The 17679-nt window shown below is 68.7% G+C and carries 16 protein-coding genes; 4 read left to right on the plus strand and 12 right to left on the minus strand.

Going from position 1 to position 17679, the window contains the following annotated elements:
- Nucleotides 1-7: 7 nt before the first annotated feature.
- The 6 genes from ACFFJB_RS11115 to ACFFJB_RS11140 form a co-directional block, all read right to left on the minus strand.
- On the minus strand, nt 8-679 hold the full coding sequence (locus ACFFJB_RS11115; RefSeq protein WP_376831428.1) for an amino acid ABC transporter permease: 672 nt from the start codon (nt 677-679) through the stop codon (nt 8-10).
- A 4-nt stretch (nt 680-683) separates the two neighbouring features.
- Complete coding sequence (locus ACFFJB_RS11120) at nt 684-1460, minus strand: amino acid ABC transporter ATP-binding protein (RefSeq protein WP_376831429.1); 777 nt, start codon at nt 1458-1460, stop codon at nt 684-686.
- Between the two features lie 7 nt (nt 1461-1467).
- Nucleotides 1468-2121 carry an amino acid ABC transporter permease gene (locus ACFFJB_RS11125; RefSeq protein ID WP_376831430.1) on the minus strand — a complete coding sequence of 218 codons (654 nt, stop codon included), beginning with the start codon at nt 2119-2121 and terminating at the stop codon, nt 1468-1470.
- Nucleotides 2122-2197: 76 nt separating this feature from the next.
- Entirely contained in the window at nt 2198-2947 is a 750-nt protein-coding gene (locus ACFFJB_RS11130) for a transporter substrate-binding domain-containing protein (protein ID WP_376831431.1), read from the minus strand.
- 174 nt (nt 2948-3121) lie between these two features.
- Complete coding sequence (locus tag ACFFJB_RS11135) at nt 3122-4711, minus strand: fatty acid--CoA ligase (protein ID WP_376831432.1); 1590 nt, start codon at nt 4709-4711, stop codon at nt 3122-3124.
- A 150-nt stretch (nt 4712-4861) separates the two neighbouring features.
- Complete coding sequence (locus ACFFJB_RS11140; RefSeq protein WP_376831433.1) at nt 4862-6070, minus strand: ABC transporter substrate-binding protein; 1209 nt, start codon at nt 6068-6070, stop codon at nt 4862-4864.
- A 563-nt stretch (nt 6071-6633) separates the two neighbouring features.
- Between ACFFJB_RS11140 and ACFFJB_RS11145 the strand changes: the two genes are divergently transcribed.
- Nucleotides 6634-7380 (plus strand): TetR/AcrR family transcriptional regulator, encoded by a 747-nt coding sequence (locus ACFFJB_RS11145; protein ID WP_376831434.1) that lies wholly within the window; start codon nt 6634-6636, stop codon nt 7378-7380.
- Nucleotides 7381-7445: 65 nt separating this feature from the next.
- Here ACFFJB_RS11145 and ACFFJB_RS11150 read toward each other — a convergent pair whose 3' ends face one another.
- The 5 genes from ACFFJB_RS11150 to ACFFJB_RS11170 form a co-directional block, all read right to left on the minus strand.
- Nucleotides 7446-8681, minus strand: a complete 1236-nt coding sequence (locus ACFFJB_RS11150; RefSeq protein WP_376831435.1) for an ABC transporter substrate-binding protein — start codon at nt 8679-8681, stop codon at nt 7446-7448.
- A 212-nt stretch (nt 8682-8893) separates the two neighbouring features.
- Complete coding sequence (locus ACFFJB_RS11155; protein WP_376831436.1) at nt 8894-10120, minus strand: ABC transporter substrate-binding protein; 1227 nt, start codon at nt 10118-10120, stop codon at nt 8894-8896.
- A gap of 207 nt (nt 10121-10327) precedes the next feature.
- Nucleotides 10328-11110: an SDR family NAD(P)-dependent oxidoreductase gene (locus tag ACFFJB_RS11160; protein ID WP_376831437.1), complete on the minus strand. Its 783-nt coding sequence runs from the start codon at nt 11108-11110 to the stop codon at nt 10328-10330.
- Nucleotides 11111-11195: 85 nt separating this feature from the next.
- Entirely contained in the window at nt 11196-12422 is a 1227-nt protein-coding gene (locus ACFFJB_RS11165) for an acyl-CoA dehydrogenase family protein (RefSeq protein WP_376831438.1), read from the minus strand.
- Nucleotides 12423-12558: 136 nt separating this feature from the next.
- Nucleotides 12559-14106, minus strand: coding sequence for an acyl-CoA synthetase (locus ACFFJB_RS11170; RefSeq protein ID WP_376831439.1), 1548 nt, complete (start codon nt 14104-14106; stop codon nt 12559-12561).
- Nucleotides 14107-14873: 767 nt separating this feature from the next.
- On the opposite strand from ACFFJB_RS11170, the gene ACFFJB_RS11175 reads away from it, so the two are divergent.
- Both ACFFJB_RS11175 and ACFFJB_RS11180 read left to right on the plus strand, forming a co-directional pair.
- The gene (locus ACFFJB_RS11175) at nt 14874-15410 is read left to right on the plus strand and encodes a TonB-dependent receptor plug domain-containing protein (protein ID WP_376831440.1); all 537 of its coding nucleotides are present in this window, start codon (nt 14874-14876) and stop codon (nt 15408-15410) included.
- The gene (locus ACFFJB_RS11180; RefSeq protein ID WP_376831441.1) at nt 15403-15744 is read left to right on the plus strand and encodes a hypothetical protein; all 342 of its coding nucleotides are present in this window, start codon (nt 15403-15405) and stop codon (nt 15742-15744) included. The genes ACFFJB_RS11175 and ACFFJB_RS11180 overlap by 8 nt, the downstream gene beginning before the upstream one ends.
- 101 nt (nt 15745-15845) lie before the next feature.
- Here ACFFJB_RS11180 and ACFFJB_RS11185 read toward each other — a convergent pair whose 3' ends face one another.
- Nucleotides 15846-16559 (minus strand): TetR/AcrR family transcriptional regulator, encoded by a 714-nt coding sequence (locus ACFFJB_RS11185; RefSeq protein WP_376831442.1) that lies wholly within the window; start codon nt 16557-16559, stop codon nt 15846-15848.
- 214 nt (nt 16560-16773) lie between these two features.
- On the opposite strand from ACFFJB_RS11185, the gene budC reads away from it, so the two are divergent.
- Complete coding sequence (gene budC / locus ACFFJB_RS11190) at nt 16774-17583, plus strand: meso-2,3-butanediol dehydrogenase (RefSeq protein WP_376831443.1); 810 nt, start codon at nt 16774-16776, stop codon at nt 17581-17583.
- The last annotated feature ends 96 nt before the right edge of the window (nt 17584-17679 follow it).

The raw sequence follows: 17679 nt of genomic DNA on the forward strand, positions 1-17679 counted from the left end.
GGCGCCGTCACGCCGGGCGGCGCACGCCCGGCAGCACGTAACGGCGCTCCACCCGCCGGGCGACGGCGACGATCGCCGCCACCAGCAGGATGTAGACGAAGCCGGCCACCAGATAGGCGTCGAGGAAGCGGAAGGTGCGCACCGCCAGATCCTGCATCTGGGCGAAGAACTCGACGTACTGGATCAGGAAGGCGATCGAGCTGTCCTTGACGTTGAGAATCACCTGGTTGGTCAGCGCCGGCAGCGACAGCCGCAGCGACTGGGGCAGGATGATCAGGCGGAAACGCTGCAGCGCGCTGAACCCCTGGGCGCGCGCCGCCTCCAGCTCGGCGGGATCAAGGCCACGATAGGCCACCGCCAGATAGCGCGCGTTATAGGCCGCCACGTTCATGGTGAAGCCGGTCACCGCCACGGTGAACGGCGACAGCTTCAGCCCCCACTGCGGCAGGCCGTAATACATCAGGAACAGCAGCACGATCAGCGGCGTGCCGATGAAAAACGACACATAGGCGTCCACCAGCCAGCGCTGCACGCGCCCGCCGCCAAGACCGAGAAAGAACACCAGCACGCCGCCCAGCAGGCCGGTGACGCTGACCGTGGCCGCCAGCAGCAGCGTGCGCCCCAGCGCGTCCGCCACCTGCGGCCAGTATTCCCACATTGTGGCGAGGAAGGCGCCCATGGGCTCAGGCCTCCGCCGCCGGGCCGGAGGCCTGCTCCGGCGCGGGCGTGTGGCGCTGCTCCTGGTGGAAGAAGGCCCGGATGCGCGGGTCGGCGTTGGGGCCGAACAGCTCCTCCGGCTCGCCTTCGGCGTAGATCCGCCCCTGGTCGAGGAACAGCACCCGGCCGCCGGCGCTGCGGGCAAGGTAGAGGTCGTGCGTCACGCACAGCATGGAGACGCGCTCCCCGCGCAGCCGGTGCAGGATGTTCACCACCTCCCGCGCCATCAGCGGATCGAGCGCCGAGGTGGGCTCGTCGAAAAACAGCACCGCCGGATCCATGGCCAGCGCCCGGGCGATGGCCACGCGCTGCTTCTGGCCGCCGGAGAGCTGGGCCGGATATTTGGACTCATGGGCGGCCATGTCCATGCGCTGCAGCTCGCGGCGGGCGCGCTCGTCCGCCGCCGCCTGCGGCATGCCCTTGAGGTGGCGCAGCGCCAGGGTGACGTTCTGCAGCGCGGTGAGATGGCGGTAGAGGGCGAAGTTCTGGAACACGAAGCCGATGCGCTGGCGCAGCGCCCGCTCGTCCACGCCCGGCCCAAGAATGTCGCGCCCCTCGAAGATCGCCTGGCCGCCGGTGGCCTTCTCCAGCCGGTTGAGGCAGCGCAGCAGCGTCGACTTGCCCGAGCCCGACGGCCCCATGATCACCTTCAGCTCGCCCTCGGCCAGGTCAAAGCTCACCCCGTCCAGCACCGTGCGGCCCTCATAGGCGATCTTCAGGTCACGGACCGACAGCAGCGTCATGGCGCCCTCACTGCGCGGCGAGGCCGGGGATGCGGCCGCGCTTCTCCAGCGCCCACACCCCCGCCACCAGCACGCGGTAAATCAGGAAATAGATCACGCCGACGGCGGCGTAGATCTCCACGCCGCGCAGCGTCGTCGCCGAAAGCGCCATCGCCTCCTTCATCACGTCGGGAATGCCGACGGTGTAGGCGAAGGGCGAGTACTTCAGCACGGTGGTGAATTCGTTGATCATGCCCGGCACGGCGAAGCGCAGCATCTGCGGCAGCTCCACCAGGCGCAGCACCTGCAGGCGGGAGAAGCCCATGGCCTCCGCCGCCTGGATCTCGCTCTCGTCCACGGCGTCAAAGGCGGCGCGGAACACCTCCGCCAGATAGGCCCCGGCGATGACGCCGAGGCTCATCATCATCGCCAGCAGCGGCGGCGCGCGAAAGCCGACGCCGGGCAGGCCGAAAAAGACGATGAACAGCAGCACCAGCACCGGAACGGCGCGGAACACGAAGGTGAACGCGTCCAGCAGCAGCGCGCCGGCGCGGCCGCACAGGCGCCGCGCCATGGCCGCCGCAAGGCCAATGACCACGCCGGTGAGCGAACACAGCACCGTCACCAGCGCCGTGTAGCCGACGCCCTGCGCGAGCTGCAGGAAAATCTCGGCGAAGCTCATGCGCTGGCTCCTGCGGCCGCGCGCCCGCCGCGGCGCGGCCGGCGGCCGGCCGCGAACGGAGGCCCGGAACGGTCGCTTACTTCAGCCACTTGTCGATGATCGCCTGACGCTCTTCCGGCTTCAGCTCCTGCGTCAGGTATTTGTCGACGTCCTCGCGCAGCTTGCTGCCCTTGGGGAAGGCGAAGCCGAAGCGGTCGAAGCCGGTGAAGACATAAGCATCCTGGATGGGCATGGTCTTGCGGTAGACCGAGGCGACGGTGCCGTCCAGGAAGGCGAGGTCGAGATTGCCGTTCTGCAGGTCGGCCAGCACCTCGTTGTAGGACGGGTAGAGCTTCACCTTGTCCAGGCTGTAGAGGCCCCTGGGCTCCAGCTCCTTCCGGATGAAGTCGCTGTAGGCCATGCCGCGCGGATAGCCGATGCTGTATTTCTTCAGGTCCCCGAGGCTGTCCAGCCTGATGTTGCGGTCCTTCAGGCTCACCAGGTTCCAGGTGTTGTCCATGTAAGGAACCGAGAAATCCATCACTTCCTTGCGCTGGTCGGTGATGGAGATGCCGGAGAAGGCGATGTCGGCCTGGCCGCTGACCACGGCGCCGAGCATGCCCTGCCAGTCATAGGGCGTGAGCCTGATGGTGCAGCCGCGCGCCTTGCAGTAGCCCTCGATCAGCTCGAGATCGAGGCCCACGGTCTTGCCCTTGTCGTCGTAGAGATTCGGCGGCGAGGCGGGCGTCACTGCAGCCCGGATTTCTTTTTTCTGTTTTTCTTCGGCAGGAGAACAGGCTGCAAGAACGGCGAGACAGATGCCCGCCAGAGCGGTGACGAAACGCATGGATTGCCGCCTCCAGGGCGCGCTGCGGCCCAGCCATTCCAGGGTATTGCTGAACGGTAACACCGGGTCCGTACGCCGGCAAGACAAGGATCAGGCCGTCGCCCCGGCGCCGCGCCCTCCGCCACCCCCCAATGGCGGAAACACGCGGCGCCGGGGACGCTGGCCCGGCCGGGGTCAGTTCACGTTGCGGGTATAGCCGGCCCAGTAAGGCTCGCGCAGGGTGCGGCGCAGGATCTTGCCGGAGGCGTTGCGCGGCAGCATGTCGATGAAGTCGATCGACTTGGGCGCCTTGAACGCGGCGATGCGCGTGCGCACGAAGGCGATCAGCTCCTCCTCCGTCACGTTCTGGCCAGGACGCAGCGCCACGACGCCCTTCACCTCCTCGCCCCATTTCTCCGACGGAACGCCGATCACCGCCGCCTCCGCCACCGCCGGGTGGCTGCACAGCGCGTTCTCAACCTCCGCCGGATACACGTTCTCGCCGCCGGAGATGATCATGTCCTTCATGCGGTCATGGACGTAGACGTAGCCGTCCTCATCCATGTAGCCGACGTCGCCGGAGCGGAACCAGCCGTCGGAGGTGAAGGCCGCGGCCGTCGCCTCGGGCAGGTTGTAGTAACCGATCATGTTGGACGGCGACCTGATGGCGATCTCGCCGATTTCGCCCGGCGGCAGGCGGGCGCCCTGCTCGTCGAGGATGGCGATCTCCACGCCCGGCAGCGGCTTGCCGGCGGAGCGCATGCGCGGCGTCTCCTCCACGGTGTGGTCTTCCGGCGGCAGCACGGTGACGGTGCCGGTAGTCTCGGTGAGACCATAGGCCTGCACGAAACCGCACCTGAACACCTCCATGCACTCCCTGAGCAGGGCGTGCGGAATGGGGCTGGCGCCGTAGGAGATGGTGCGCAGGCGGCTGTAGTCGATCTGGCGGGCGCGCGGCTGGCGCACGATGAACTGCAGCGCCGCAGGCACGAGGAAAAACTTGTTGACGCCCTCGTGCTCGATCAGGTCGAGCACCTGCATGGGGTCGAACTCGCGGGTGATGACCGCCTTGACGCCGTAATACAGCACCCAGATGCCGAAGCCGGTGCCGCCGATGTGGCCGTTGGGCATGGCGATGAGGCCGATGTCGTCGTCATACCAGTGCATCCACTCATCTTCCGAATCGTCCTGCAGGCGGCGCATGATGAGGAAGTTGTCGTGGGTGAGCATGGCGCCCTTCGGGCGGCCCGTGGTGCCGGAGGTGTAGAGCTGCAGGAAGGGCTCGCTGGAGGCGCTTTCGCGATGGGGATCCGTATCGGGCTGGGCCTCGCGCCAGGCAGTCAGGTCCGGCCACTCCGGATTGCCGCCCTCCATGGCGATCACCTGCTTCAGGCCGGGGCACTGCGCCTGCACCTGCCGGCCGAGATCGATGAACTCGGGGCCGACGAACAGCAGCTTCGCGCCGGAATCCTGCACGATGTAGGACACTTCCGGCGGCGCCAGGCGCCACACCACCGGCACGATGATGACGCCCGCCTTCATGCAGGCGAAGACAAGCTCGAAGTAATAGTCTGAATTCTTGCCGACATGGGCCACGCGGTCGCCCGGCTGCAGGCCGGCGGCGATGATCGCGTTGGCGATCTGGTTGACGCGCCGGTCGCGTTCGGCGTGGGTGGTGAGGCGCCCCTCGAACTGGGTGGCGATCCTGTCGCCCTGCCGCTGCGCGTGAATGCGCGGAATGTCGGCAAGGGTCCGGACGTCAGTATCGAGCCTGATCTGCTGCATGTCTTCCTCGGGCTGGTTTCCTCTGGCCTTGTCCGGGGGCGGTCCGCTTGCGCCCGCCAGGGCCGGAACGCATCCGTCCGGCGCGGCCCCGCGGGGCCGGCCGGAACGGCGGAGACGGCGGCCGGCCACGGGCCGGCCCGGCCGTCGCGGTCAGTTACGGGCGCTGATCACGTCCCCGACCGGAACCCAGTCGTCGCCTTCGAAGCGCATCAGCTGCAGCTCGCGGATCGGCGCGTAGTTGTCGGGATTGTTCTCGTACTTCACGCCCGGACGCAGGCCCGGAACCTTCACGTCCTTCAGGTTGGTGGCGATGCGCAGGATGTTCTCGCGGGTGAGGTTGTCGCCCGCCTCGCGCAGCACGTGGGCCATCACGTGCGACAGCATCCACATGGTGAAGCCGATCTCGTTGGTGATGTCCTCATTGGGCAGGTACTTCGCCATGAACGCCTTGTAGGCCTTCACGTCCGGATCGTCGGCCCAGCGCGGGCTGGTGATCTGCTTCATGGCGATGGCGGTCATCAGGCCCTGCACGTTCTCCAGGCCCGCGGCGTTGAGATAGACGCGGCCGGCGGAGGGGCTGCAGATGAAGTGCACCGGCTTCCACTTGAGCTCGGCCATCTTCTTCAGCGACTGCGACGTCGCCTTGCCGAGGGTGATGTTGACGAACACCTCGGCGCCGGTGTCGCGGGCGGCGAGAATCTGGCTGTCGATGGTCGGATCGGTGAGCTCGTAGGTGAGCTCCTTGACGATCATGCTGTCAGCCTTGTCGCCGAGGCCGATCTTGAGCCCGCGCAGGTAGTCGCGGCCGAAATCGTCGTTGAGATAGAGCACGACGATTTTCTTGTCCGGCATCTCCCTGGCCAGATACTTGCCGTAAACCGTCGCCTCGTCGACATAGCTGATGGTGCTCGGCGTGGTCCACGGATAGACCTTGGGCTGGTTGAACTTGGCCGCGCCGGTGGAGACCATCAGCTGCGGGATCTTCTTCTGGTTCAGGTAACGCTGCACCGCCGACTGGGCCGCGGTGCCGACGCTGGCGAAGGTGAGCAGCACGCCATCCTGCTCCACCAGCTTGCGGGTCTGCTCCACGGTCTTGGGCGGCGAGAAGGCGTCGTCGAGCGAGATAAAGGTGATCTTGCGGCCGTTGATGCCCCCCTGCTCCTCATTGAGCATGCGGAAGAAGGCCTGCTCCACCCGGCCCTGGATGCCGTGGGCGGAGAGCGGGCCGCTGTAAGGCACCGTGTTGCCGATGCGGATCTCCGTGTCGCTGGCGCCCTCGTCGTATTTCTTCCCGGCGTGGGCGACGCCAGCGGCCACAAGCAGCGCAGCCGCCGCAATGGCGGAGCGGATCAACTTCATGTGCTTCCTCCCTGGTCCTGACGGACCCTGTGACTGTCGACGCGTTCTTTCGGCGTCTGTCCCGCGCCGTCACGGGCCAGGGCCCGCGACGGCGAAATCCGTGGCCGCCGTCCCCGGCGGCGGGCGGCGCGCCCGTCCGGCGCGCAGCGCAGCGTCAGACCCGGCCCGCGACCGGCCGCGAGACGCGGCGTGATTCGCTCCCGGGCGCAGCCGACGGCGCGCCCGTGCGCAGGCCGGCGACGCACCGCCTGCGCGCGCGGCAGGCGCGCATGACGCGCGTGCGCGCGGAACGGCGGCGCCCGACGTCACGGGCGCGGAACGGACACGGGCGCGGAACGGAGCGGCGGAAATCCTGACGATGCGGCGTCCGGGGCTGGCGCCGGCGGCGGGCAGGCGCCACGGCGCCGACGCCCCGGCCAGCCCGCCAGAACCGCTCCTGAAAGGCCTTGCCTTTTGCTTCGCGCGTGATTGTGTGTGCATCAACCCGGCTGCGCCTATCATCTGATAGGTTTATGCTAGATTGATCCGCGCGCAAACTCAATCTCGAAATAACATATTACGCCATGACTTCAGCCGGCAGTCACCGTTCCGGCGCCGCCCCGGGCGCCGAAAGTCACGCCCCGGGCGCCGATACGGCCGCGAACACGCGCGCCCGCATCCTGGCTGCGGGCATGCGCTGCTTCGCGCGGCGCGGCTACGCCGGCGCCACCACGCGGCTGATCGCGGCGGAGGCGGGCTGCACGCTGCCGGTGATCGCCTATCACTTCGGCAACAAGCAGGGGCTGTACCAGGCCTGCGCGGAGGAGGTGCTGGAGCGCTACCGCCAGCACATGCTGGAACTGGCCACCGACGCATGGACGGAGGCGCGCCGCGGCCGGCTGGACGCGGGCGCGGCGCGCGCGCTGCTGGTGCGGGTGCTGCACGGCCTCGTCGACACGCTGGGCTCGGAGGAAGAGGAGCAGCTGCACACCGGCTTCATCATGCGCGAGCTCAACGAGCCAGGACCCGCGTATGAATTCCTGCTGCGGGAGCTGTGGCGGCCAGGCTCGCTGCTGGTGGCGGACCTGCTGGCCATCGCCGGCGGCCGCGCCCGCGCCGGCGCGCGCGAGAAGGCCGCGGCGATGATGCTGATCTCCTCGCTCACCGCCTTCTCCCATCAGGCGGCGATCTCGCTCCGCATCATGAAATGGCGGGCGCTGGGCCTGGATCACCGCGCCCTGCTCAAGCAGATCCTGACGGAAATGGTGGAGGGCCTGCTGGCCGCGGCGCCGGCGGAGGACGCGCCCCTGCCGGCGCAGGACGGCGGCTGACCGCGGTCGGCCGTGCGCCGGGCGCCCCGGAGGGGGCTCCCCGGCGCCGGCCGCCGGCGATGGCGTCAGCCGCGGCTGATGCTGATGATGTCGCCGAACAGCTCCCAGGACTCGCCCCTGAACCGAATCATCTGCATCTGCTTTACCGGCGCGTAGTCGGTGGGGCTGGTGTTCAGCGCCACGCCCGGCAGCAGGCCGCGCACGCGCATGTCCTTCAGGCTGGCGGCCTGGCGCATCACGTTCTCGCGGGTCAGGTCGTCGCCGCAGTTCTCCAGCACCTTCTGCAGCGCCTGTGCGAGGATGTAGGAATAGAGGTGGCCGGCGTTGCCGGTGTCGGCGCCCGGCATGTACTTCGCCATGAAGGCCCGCCACGCGATCATGTCCGGATGGTCGCGCCACGCCGGATCGTCCGGCGACATCATGTAGGTGGCGCTGATCACGCCCTGGGCGTTCTCGAGGCCGGCCGGACGCAGCACCATCGAGGTGGACGAGGCGGAGGTGCACAGCAGGTGCATCGGCTTCCAGTTCAGGTCCGCCAGCTTGCGGATGGTCTGGGCGCCGAACTTGGGCGTGGAGAAGCTGAGCAGCGTATCGGCGCCGGTGGCCATCAGGCGCAGCACCTGGGAGTCGACGGTGGCGTCGGCCACGTCATAGGAGACCTCGCCCACCACCAGTTTCTGGTAGTCGGCGCCGAAGGCGTCGCGCAGGCCGTGCAGGTAGTCCTTGCCGAAGTCGTCGTTCTGGTAGAGCACGGCGACCTTCGCGTCCGGCTTCTCCTTGCGGATGAACTGGGCGTAGATGGCGGCCTCGTCGCGGGTGTTGGTCTGGAAGCCCATGGTCCACGGGAAACGCGCCGGATCATTGAACTTGGACGCGCCCGAAGCCACGAACAGCTGCGGCACCTTCTTCGCGTTGAGATAGCGCTGGATGGCGGTGTTGGAGGGGCTGCCGAAGGTGTTGAACATCAGCAGCACCTCGTCGTTCTCCACCAGCTTGCGCGTCTGCTCCACGGCCTTGGGCGGGCTGTAGGCGTCGTCATAGCTGATGAAGGTGACCTTGCGGCCGTTGACGCCCCCCTGCTCCTCGTTGAGCATGCGGAAATAGGCGGCGTGGGTGAGGCCCATGACGCTGAACGCCGACGCCGGACCGCTGTAGGGGCAGGTGTTGCCGATGCGGATCTCCGTGTCGGACGCCCCCGGGCCATACTGTTTGCCGGCGGCCCTGGCTGGCGCGGCCATGGCGACGGCGGCGCCGGCGACGCCTGCAAGCATCGCGCGGCGGGTCATGGTGTTACCGGACATTTTTCCCTCTGGTTCCTGTTTTTCTGCACGACGCAGCCGGGACCGCGGGAGGCGGCCCCGGCTGCAGGTTCGGTACGTCCGCCGGACGCCGCCATCGGCGGCCGCCGGCCGGAGCGTATGGCACGCGGACGGGCTCCGCCCGCTTGTTCCGCGTGAATTCCGGTTCAGGAGCGGCCGCGCGCCACTGGCCGCCCCCTGACGCGCGGCAGGGCTCAGTCGGGCCCGATCACCTCGCCGACGCGCTCCCAGTTGTCGCCCTTGAAGCGCAGGATCTGCATCTTCTTGATGGGCGCGTGGTCGGTCGGCGAGGTGTTCATGACGATGCCGGGCATGAAGCCCTTGAGGCGCACGTTCTTCAGGCTCTCGGCCTGGCGCATGACGTTCTCGCGCGTGAGGTTGTCGCCGGCCATCTCCAGCACCTTGTGCATCGCCTGGGCGACGATGTAGCCGTAGATGTGGCCGGTGTTGGTGAGGTCCGCGCCCGGCATGTATTTCTCCATGAAGGCGCGCCACTCCTTCATGTCCTCGGTGTCCTTCCACGCCGGATCTTCGGCGTTCATCATGTAGGACGAGGTGATGATGCCCTGGGAGTTCTCAAGGCCCGCCGGCTTCATCACCATGGAGGCCGAGGCGCTGGCGGTGGCCACCACGTGCAGCGGCTTCCAGTTCAGCGAGGCCATCTTGCGGATGGTCTGGGCGGCGAATTTGGGCGTGGAGAAGCTGAACAGCGTGTCGGCGCCGGAGGCCATCAGCTTCAGCACGTGCGAATCCACCGTGGGCTCGGAGACGTCGTAAGGAACCTCGGCGACCACATACCTGCCGTAGTCGGCCCCCAGCGCCGCCTTCACGCCTTCCAGATAGTCTTTGCCGAAGTCGTCGTTCTGGTAGAGGATGCCGATCTTCGCGTCCGGCTTCTCCTTGCGGATATAGGCGACGTAAACCGCGGCCTCGTCACGGGTGTTGGGCTGGAAGCCCATGGTCCACGGATAGTTCTTCGGATCGTTGAAGCGCGAGGCGCCGGTGGCCACGAACAGCTGCGGCACCTTCTTGCTGTTCAGGTAGCGCTGGATGGCGGCGTTGGCCGGGCTGCCGAAGGTGTTGAAGATGGCCAGCACCTCATCCTGCTCCACCAGCTTGCGCGTCTGCTCCACCGCCTTGGGCGGGCTGTAGGCGTCGTCATAGCTGAGCAGCGTGACCTTGCGGCCGTTGATGCCGCCGCGGTCATTGACCATGCGGAAATAGGCGACGCTGGTCTGGCCGAGCACGCCGTAGGACGAGGCTGGCCCGCTGTAGGGATAGGTGTTGCCGATCCGGATCTCGGTGTCGGACGCGCCCGGATCATATTTCTTTTCGCCGGCGAACGCCGGGGCGGCGCCCGCAAGGGCGGTGGCGGCGAGGGCGGCCATCATGGCGCGCCGGGTCAGCCTGTGCCTGGACATGTCTCCTCCAGAAATGCGTTTTCTTGTGTTCTGTCGCCAGACGGCGCCGGCGGCGCCGCATGTCGCGGGCCGTGAGCAGCCACGGCCGCGCGCTGATGACCAGAGGACGAAAGGCCGCGCCTTCGCCCCCTTGCCCGGGAGCGCGCCCCGCGCCGCCGGCTGTGTTCCCGGCCTCCCTGGCGCGCGGCGCGCCCAAACGACGTAACGTCATGCGTTGCGGGCCATCAGGCCGCCGTCCACAGGAATCACCGCGCCGGTGATGTAGGAAGCGGCCGGCAGGCACAGGCTCAGCGTGACGTGCGCCACTTCCTCCGGCTTGCCATAGCGGCGCAGCGCCGTGCGGATGCGGGCGTATTTCTGCTTGTCCGCCTCCGGGATCGCGGCGGTCATGCCGGTCTCGATCGGGCCCGGGCAGATGCAGTTGACGGTGATGCCCTGCTTGCCCAGCTCCACCGCCAGCGAGCGGGCGAAACCGGCCACGCCCGCCTTGGCGGCCGAATAGGCGCTGTGACCGGCGGTGGCGCCCAGCGCCTCGGTGGAGGCGATGAGCACGATGCGCGCCGCGTCCGACCTGCGCAGGTAAGGCAGCGCCGCCCGCACCAGCCGCTGCTGCGCCGTGAGCAGCACCGCGAGGCCCCGGGCCCAGCGGGCGTCATAGTCGGGCGAATCGATCGGCTCGTACACCGAGATGCCGGCGTTGCCGACCAGGACGTCGACGCCGCCGAAGTCGGCGGCCGCCTGGTTCACCACCCGCACGATGGCGTCGGCGTCGGCGACGTCGAGCGTATAGGCCTTCGCGTCGCCGCCGGCGGCGCGGATGCCGGCGGCCACCGCCTCCACGTCGTCGCCGCGGATGTCGGCCAGCGCCACGCGCGCGCCCTCGTCAGCGAAGACGCGGGCCGTGGCCGCGCCCATGCCGCTGGCGGCGCCGGTGACGATGACCACGCGGCCGCGCACGGAGCGGCTGAGTTTGAGATGTTCCTGGCTCATCGGGAGCTTCCCCCTGAAATCGCCGGCGCGCCGGCGGTTGTCTTTGGCGGCGGCCGGAAGCGCTCCGGCCGCCGCGCGGGCGCCCTTAGCGGGCGGGCATGTTGTTGTATTCCTGGATCTTGAGCTTGCCGAGCTGCGACATGTGCACGGCGTCCGGACCGTCGGCGATGCGCAGGTAGCGGTTCAGCGTGAAGAAGCGGGCGAGCGGCGTGTCGCCGCTCACGCCCATGCCGCCATGGGCCTGGATGGCGCGGTCGATCACCGTCTGGGCCATCTGCGGCGCGACGATCTTGATGGCGGCGATCAGGTCCTTCGCCACCTTGTTGCCGTAACGGTCCATGGCGTCGGCGGCCTTGAGCGTCAGCAGGCGCGCCATCTCGATCTCGCAGAACGAGCGGGCGACGTCCTGGCGGATCGAGCTCTGGTCGGCCAGCTTCCTGCCGAATGCGACGCGGTTCTCGACGCGCCGCGCCATGATCTCCAGGGCGCGCTGGGCCTGGCCGATGGAGCGCATGCAGTGGTGGATGCGGCCCGGGCCAAGGCGGCCCTGGGCGATCTCGAAGCCGCGGCCTTCGCCCAGGATCAGGTTCGCGGCCGGCACGCGCACGTTCTCGAAGCGCAGCTCCGCCTCGCCGCCCGGCGAATTCCACGAGCCGAACACCGTGGTGTGACGCACGATGGTGACGCCCGGCGTCCCCGGCGGCACGATGATCTGCGAGTGCTGGGTGTGGCGCGGGCCGTCAAAGCGCGACTTGCCCATGACGATGAACAGCTCGCAGCGCGGATGGAAGGCGCCGGAGATCCACCACTTGCGGCCGTTGAGCACGTATTCGTCGCCGTCGCGGATGATCGACAGCTCAAGATTGGTGGCGTCGGAGGAGGCCACCTGCGGCTCGGTCATCACATAGGCGGAGCGGATCTTGCCTTCCAGCAGCGGTTTCAGCCAGCGCTCCTGCTGCTCCGGCGTGCCGTACCTGGCCAGCACCTCCATGTTGCCGGTGTCCGGCGCGGAGCAGTTGAACACCTGGGACGACCACGGCACGCGGCCCATGATCTCGGCCAGCGGCGCGTACTCCAGGTTGGTGAGGCCGGGCGAGAACTCCCCGTATTCATGCGGCAGGAACAGGTTCCACAGCCCTTCCGCCTTCGCCTTCTCCTTCAGCTCCTCGAGGCCCGGCCACTCCTTCCACATGTTGGCCGGGTCGCTCACCCAGTCATAATAGGCCTGCTCATTGGGATAGATGTGGGCGTCCATGAACGCCTCGAGCCGGGCGATCAGCTGCTTCGTCTTTTCGGAATGCTCGAAATTCATGCGTTTCTCCCTGGGCGCAGAATGATCGGGGCGGAGCTTTCGTCCGGCGCCGGCGTGACGCGAAAGATCCGGGAAATGGCGTGCGCGGACGAAGGGAGCCCGGCGGCGCCGGCGCCCCTTCCGGAGGCGGAGCCGGTCAGATCCGGCGGTCGCGGCCCGCCCAGAACGGCTCGCGCAGCTTGCGCTTGAAGATCTTGCCGGAATCCTCGCGCGGGAGACTGTCGGCAAAGTCAATGCGCCTGGGCACCTTGTAGCCCGTCAGCGTCCTGCGCAGGGCGGCGCGCAGCCCGTCGGCCGAGAGCTGTGCCCCCGGAGCCGGCTGCACCACCGCCATGACGCTCTCGCCGAACTCCTCGTCGGGAATGCCGAACACGGCCGCGTCGGCCACGCCGGGCAGCTTCAGCAGCTCGGCCTCGATCTCGGCCGGATAGATGTTGGCGCCGCCGGAGATGATCATGTCGTTCTTGCGGTCGCACAGGTAGAGGTAGCCGTCAGCGTCGAAATAGCCGACGTCGCCGGGGGCCACGAGGCCGAAGCGCTCCATCTCCTTCCGCTTCTCCGGGGCGTTCTGGTAGGTGAAGTTGACGCCGGTCTCCGGCCCGCCGATCACCTCGCCCACGCCATAGGGCGGCATGTCGTTGCCATGCCCGTCAATGACGCGCACCCGTACGCCCGGCATCACCCGGCCGACGGAGCCGGGATGCTCCAGCCACTCCTGCGAGGAGATGTTGGTGACGTTGCCCATCTCGGTGGAGCCGTAATACTCCCAGATCACCGGCCCCCACCACTCGATCATGGCGCGCTTCACCTCCGGCGGGCACGGCGCGGCGGCGTGGGTGACGTATTGCAGCGACGACAGGTCGTACTTGCGCTTCACCTCATCGGGCAGCTGCAGCAGCCGCTTGAACATGATCGGCACCATGTTCAGGTGCGTGACGCGCTCCTTCTCGATGAGCCGCAGCAGGCCCTCCGGACTGAAGCGGGGCGTGACGATGACGTTTGCGCCCATGCGGATGGAGAAGGCCGAATGGGCGTTGGGCGCCGCGTGATAGACCGGGCCGATCACCGCGGTGGTGATGGAGTCCATCGGTTTTTTGCCGGCAAGGTGATCCGTGTATCCGTAGGACCAGCCGAGCATGGCGTTGGTGGCGGCCACCTGCTCCGGCGTCGGCTGCGGCCGGCGCACGCCCTTGGGCCGGCCGGTGGTGCCGGAGGTGTAGATGATGGAGCTGGGGGCGATCTCCGGCTCGCGGGCCAGCGGCTGCGCCTGCTCCACCAGCTCGCGCCAGATGAGTGCGCCCGGCGGCGGCGCCAAGGGAGCGATGTCATAGGCGGCGAGCACCTCCGGCGGCGTCTCCACCACCACCACCGTCACGTTCTCCGGAATGGCGGAGGCGACGGGGCCCAGCAGATCGGCGTGGATGAGCAGCACGCCCACCTCGCTGTCGCGCAGAAGATAGCCGGCTTCATCAGCGGTGTAATGCCAGTTCACGGGTATGGAATAGGCGCCGAGCATGCCGACGCCGAAGGCGGCCTCGAAATAGGCGAGCTCGTTGCGCAGGTAGAGCGCCACGCCGTCGCCCTTGCGCACGCCCAGCGCCTCCAGCGCCCCCGCCGCGCGCAGCGCGCGCTGGTGGAACTCCGCGCCGCTGAGGGTGCGGTCGCCGCTCTTGATCCAGCCCATCCCTGTCCTCCCCGCGCGCCGCGCCGGCGGCGCATGTCTGCCCTTCGCCCCGGCCGCCGGGCAGGCGGCCCGCCGGGCCTGACGTGACCGGCCCGCCTGCGCCGCGTCGCAGGCGCCGGAACACAGGCGGGCGACGGGCGCGGACGGCTGGCCCGCGACCGTTTATCCGGGTGGATAATGTTTTTGGCGCCCGGGAGTGTCAAGCAACGCCCGCCGAAGGGTACGGGGCGCAGCCCCTTTCCGCACGGCTTCCCGGAAACGTCGGAACAGGCGGTCCGGCGGGGCGGGCGGCGGCCGGCGCCGGGGCCATGCCGGCGCCCGACGCCGGCGCCTGACGTGCGCGCCTGACGTGTGCGCCTGACGTGGACGCCCGCCGCTCCGGCAGGACGCCCGGCATCCTGGAATTATTCGGAACAGCCGCAATCCTGCTGTCGCGGCATGGCCTTGCCGGACCTTAAAATCATTCAATAATACCTGTCTGGAATTATCATAAATCTGATGTTTTGCGAGATATCTGATTACGTTTGACTCAAAAAAGCGCGAAAATTATGACGAATGGGAACAAAGATTCGCACGCGCCCTTGGAATCATTTTAAAGACGTCTTTGCAGTCATTTCAGACAGGCCGCGCCGCCATGCGTCGCGCCACAGGACGACAGCGTGCCACGCCAGATGAACTGGCTGCGCTTCGGCGTGGCCGCCGGAACCCTGTTGCTGGCCGCCACGCCGGCGCCGGCCGGAACCGCGCCGTAAGCCGCCGCGGCGCAGGTGAACCTGGACGCTATCACCGTTGAGGGCGCCCCGCAGGCGTCGCCGCTGGTCGCAGGCCCGACCACCGCCGCCATCACCCGCGCGGAGCTGGACCGGGAGCAGGTCCGGCGCATCTCCGACATCGGCAACCTGCCGGGGGCCGGCGTCGGCTTCAATCGCAACACCGGCAGCATCAATATCCGCGGCCTCGAAGGCGCGCGCGTGCTGACCACCATTGACGGCATCCGCCAGACCTTCGTCACGGACAGCCGCATTGATCGCGGCGCCGCCGCGGCCTTCGACTTCAACGCGCCGGGCGGTCTCGACCTGCTGCGCGGAACGGGCGGCGGCGCCACCCCCGGCTCCGGCGCCCCTGGCGGCGCGCGCGCCTTGCGCACGCCCGATCCGGAGGACCTGGCGCGCAATGCAACATCGCGAAGGCGCAGATCCAGGGCGTTGAAGCCAACATGCACTGGCGCTTCGCCGAAAACTGGCTGGCGCGCGGCGCCTTTTCCTGGATGCCCGGCGTCAACAAGGAGGATGACGCTTGCCTGAACACGATCCCGCCGGCGCAGGCCATCCTGGCCATCGCCTACATACGGAGACCTGGGGCGCGGAGGGACCGGCGAAATTCTCCGCGCCGCGCGACCATGTCGCCGCCCTCACCGGCGACAACGCCGGCTTCCAGGCGCCCGGCTACGCCGTGTTCAGCGCCAGCGTCTGGTGGCGTCCCGTGAAGGACCTGGAGCTTCAGGCGGGCGTCTACAGCATCTTCGACCGCCGCCATTACGACGCGCTGTCGGTTCCCACGGGAAACCTCACCCAGCCGCGCGCCTGCTACTCGGAGCCGGGCCGCGCCGTCCGCGCCTCGCTGCGCTACCAGTTCTGAGCGCGGCGCCGGGCGAACGCCCGTCCGCCCGGCGCGGAGAGGAGACCGCCCGCATCTGCGCCGGACGACGGCGCCGCGGCGTCCGGGTCCGGCGGTGGAGGTCAGCCGGAGGCCGGAGAGTGGCTTGCCGGACCGCCCTCCTGCTCCACGCGGGGCAGAATGCCGTTCAGGAAGCGGTCATAGTCGGCGCGGATGACGGCGATGGCCTGGTGAGTCACCGCGCGGTCGGCGTTGAACAGCAGCTCGATGGCGAAACCGCGCATCGCCGCGATGATCGCCCGGGTGCGCACGCGCAGCGCGTCCGGACTGGTGACGCCGGCCTCAAGCGCCATGCGGCGGATATCGGCGTCCATGATGCGCTCGACGTTCTCGGTCACCTTGCGCAGCGGCCCGGCGAGCCCCTCCTCCCAGCGCGAGGCGAGCAGGATTTCGTTGAGCGCCTGCGCCGCAGGCTGGCGCTGGGTGGCCTCGATGACATGACAGAACTGCCGCAGCCGCTCCACCGGCGAGCCGATCTGCCCGAAGCGGGCGCGGCTGTCGGCGATCATCAGCGCCATGGCGTGGTCGGCCGCCGCCGCCATCATGTGCACGCGCGTGGGAAACTGGTGGAGCAGCGAGCCGCGGCTCGCCCCGGCCAGTTCGGCGACGGCCTGGGTGGTGGTCGCGGCGTAGCCGAGCGAATTCAGGCAGTCCACCACCGCCTGCAGCAGGCGCAGCCGCGTGTTGCGGCCGCGGCCGGTGAGCGCCCGGCCGGTCGGCGTGCGCGCGCATGCGGCGCTCAGCCGTCCCTCAATATCAAGGCCCCAGTCCTGCATGTGCTTCCCCCCTGCGCCCGCTGTCGTCGCGGGCCCTTTTATTGTCGCTGTACAGGAAACTGGCTCCCGGATGCAACAAGGTACAGACATGACGGGACGATAACGCGACGCAGGGCGGCAAATTAATCTGCGTTGACTGTAAATAACGTTCCGCCTAGCGTCGCCCTGGCTGACGGCGCGCCAGTGACGCAATGCGCCGCAGAGGGAGGAGAACGTGCTGGATTTCAGGGGGAAGGTCGCGGTCATCACCGGCGCGGCCTCGGGCATCGGCGCGGCCGCGGCGGCGAAGTTCGCCGCCCTGGGCGCCCGGCTGTGCCTCGCCGACGTGAATGGCGCGGCGCTGGCGGAACGGGCGGCGCGCCTGGAGCAGGCGGAAGGCGACGTGATCACGCGCGTGTGCGACGTGGCGCGGCGCGGGAGCGTCGAGGCGATGATCGACGCGGCGGCCAGCCATTTCGGCCGCATCGACATTCTGGTCAACAACGCCGGCAAGGGCTCGTTCGGCCGCGTCACCCAGCTGGCGCCGGAGACCTGGCGGGAGGTGGTGGCGGTCAATCTCGACGCGGTCTATTACGCGGCGCGCGCCGCCATGCCGCATCTGGCCGCCAGCCGCGGCTGCATCGTCAACACCGCCTCGATCTCCGGCCTGCGCGGCGATTACGGCTTTTCCGCCTACAACGCCGCCAAGGCCGGCGTCATCAACCTCACCCGCACCCTGGCGCTGGATCACGGGCCGGAGGGGGTGCGCGTCAACTGCGTCTGCCCCGGCCTCGTGGCCACGCCGATTTCGGCGCCGCTGCGCGCGGATCCGGCGGTGATGGCGGCCTATTCCGGGGTGACGCCGCTGGGCCGGGCGGCGGAGCCGGAGGAAATCGCCGACGCCATCGTGTTCCTGGCCTCGTCCATGGCCAGCTACGTCACCGGCGCGGCGCTGGTGGTGGACGGCGGCCTCACCGCCGCCACCGGCCAGCCCAACTTCAACCGCCTGCTGGGCCACCTGCTGGAGCAGCGCGCGACCGGCTGACCGGCGCCGCGCCCCCCTGAACATGGCATGGCGCGCCGCCGGCGACCGGAGCCATGCTGACGCATGCAGCCTGAGGCGCGCCAGCCCGCGCCGGAA

Origin of the sequence: Camelimonas abortus, from assembly GCF_042432745.1 — a bacterium.
GTDB lineage: Bacteria > Pseudomonadota > Alphaproteobacteria > Rhizobiales > Beijerinckiaceae > Camelimonas > Camelimonas abortus.

Excerpts from the sequence above, each read along its gene's own strand:
- ACFFJB_RS11115 (WP_376831428.1), bottom strand. The coding sequence starts at position 679 with ATGGGCGCCTTCCTCGCCACAATGTGGGAATACTGGCCGCAGGTGGCG.
- ACFFJB_RS11120 (WP_376831429.1), bottom strand. The coding sequence starts at position 1,460 with ATGACGCTGCTGTCGGTCCGTGACCTGAAGATCGCCTATGAGGGCCGC.
- ACFFJB_RS11125 (WP_376831430.1), bottom strand. The coding sequence starts at position 2,121 with ATGAGCTTCGCCGAGATTTTCCTGCAGCTCGCGCAGGGCGTCGGCTAC.
- ACFFJB_RS11130 (WP_376831431.1), bottom strand. The coding sequence starts at position 2,947 with ATGCGTTTCGTCACCGCTCTGGCGGGCATCTGTCTCGCCGTTCTTGCA.
- ACFFJB_RS11135 (WP_376831432.1), bottom strand. The coding sequence starts at position 4,711 with ATGCAGCAGATCAGGCTCGATACTGACGTCCGGACCCTTGCCGACATT.
- ACFFJB_RS11140 (WP_376831433.1), bottom strand. The coding sequence starts at position 6,070 with ATGAAGTTGATCCGCTCCGCCATTGCGGCGGCTGCGCTGCTTGTGGCC.
- ACFFJB_RS11145 (WP_376831434.1), top strand. The coding sequence starts at position 6,634 with ATGACTTCAGCCGGCAGTCACCGTTCCGGCGCCGCCCCGGGCGCCGAA.
- ACFFJB_RS11150 (WP_376831435.1), bottom strand. The coding sequence starts at position 8,681 with ATGTCCGGTAACACCATGACCCGCCGCGCGATGCTTGCAGGCGTCGCC.
- ACFFJB_RS11155 (WP_376831436.1), bottom strand. The coding sequence starts at position 10,120 with ATGTCCAGGCACAGGCTGACCCGGCGCGCCATGATGGCCGCCCTCGCC.
- ACFFJB_RS11160 (WP_376831437.1), bottom strand. The coding sequence starts at position 11,110 with ATGAGCCAGGAACATCTCAAACTCAGCCGCTCCGTGCGCGGCCGCGTG.
- ACFFJB_RS11165 (WP_376831438.1), bottom strand. The coding sequence starts at position 12,422 with ATGAATTTCGAGCATTCCGAAAAGACGAAGCAGCTGATCGCCCGGCTC.
- ACFFJB_RS11170 (WP_376831439.1), bottom strand. The coding sequence starts at position 14,106 with ATGGGCTGGATCAAGAGCGGCGACCGCACCCTCAGCGGCGCGGAGTTC.
- ACFFJB_RS11185 (WP_376831442.1), bottom strand. The coding sequence starts at position 16,559 with ATGCAGGACTGGGGCCTTGATATTGAGGGACGGCTGAGCGCCGCATGC.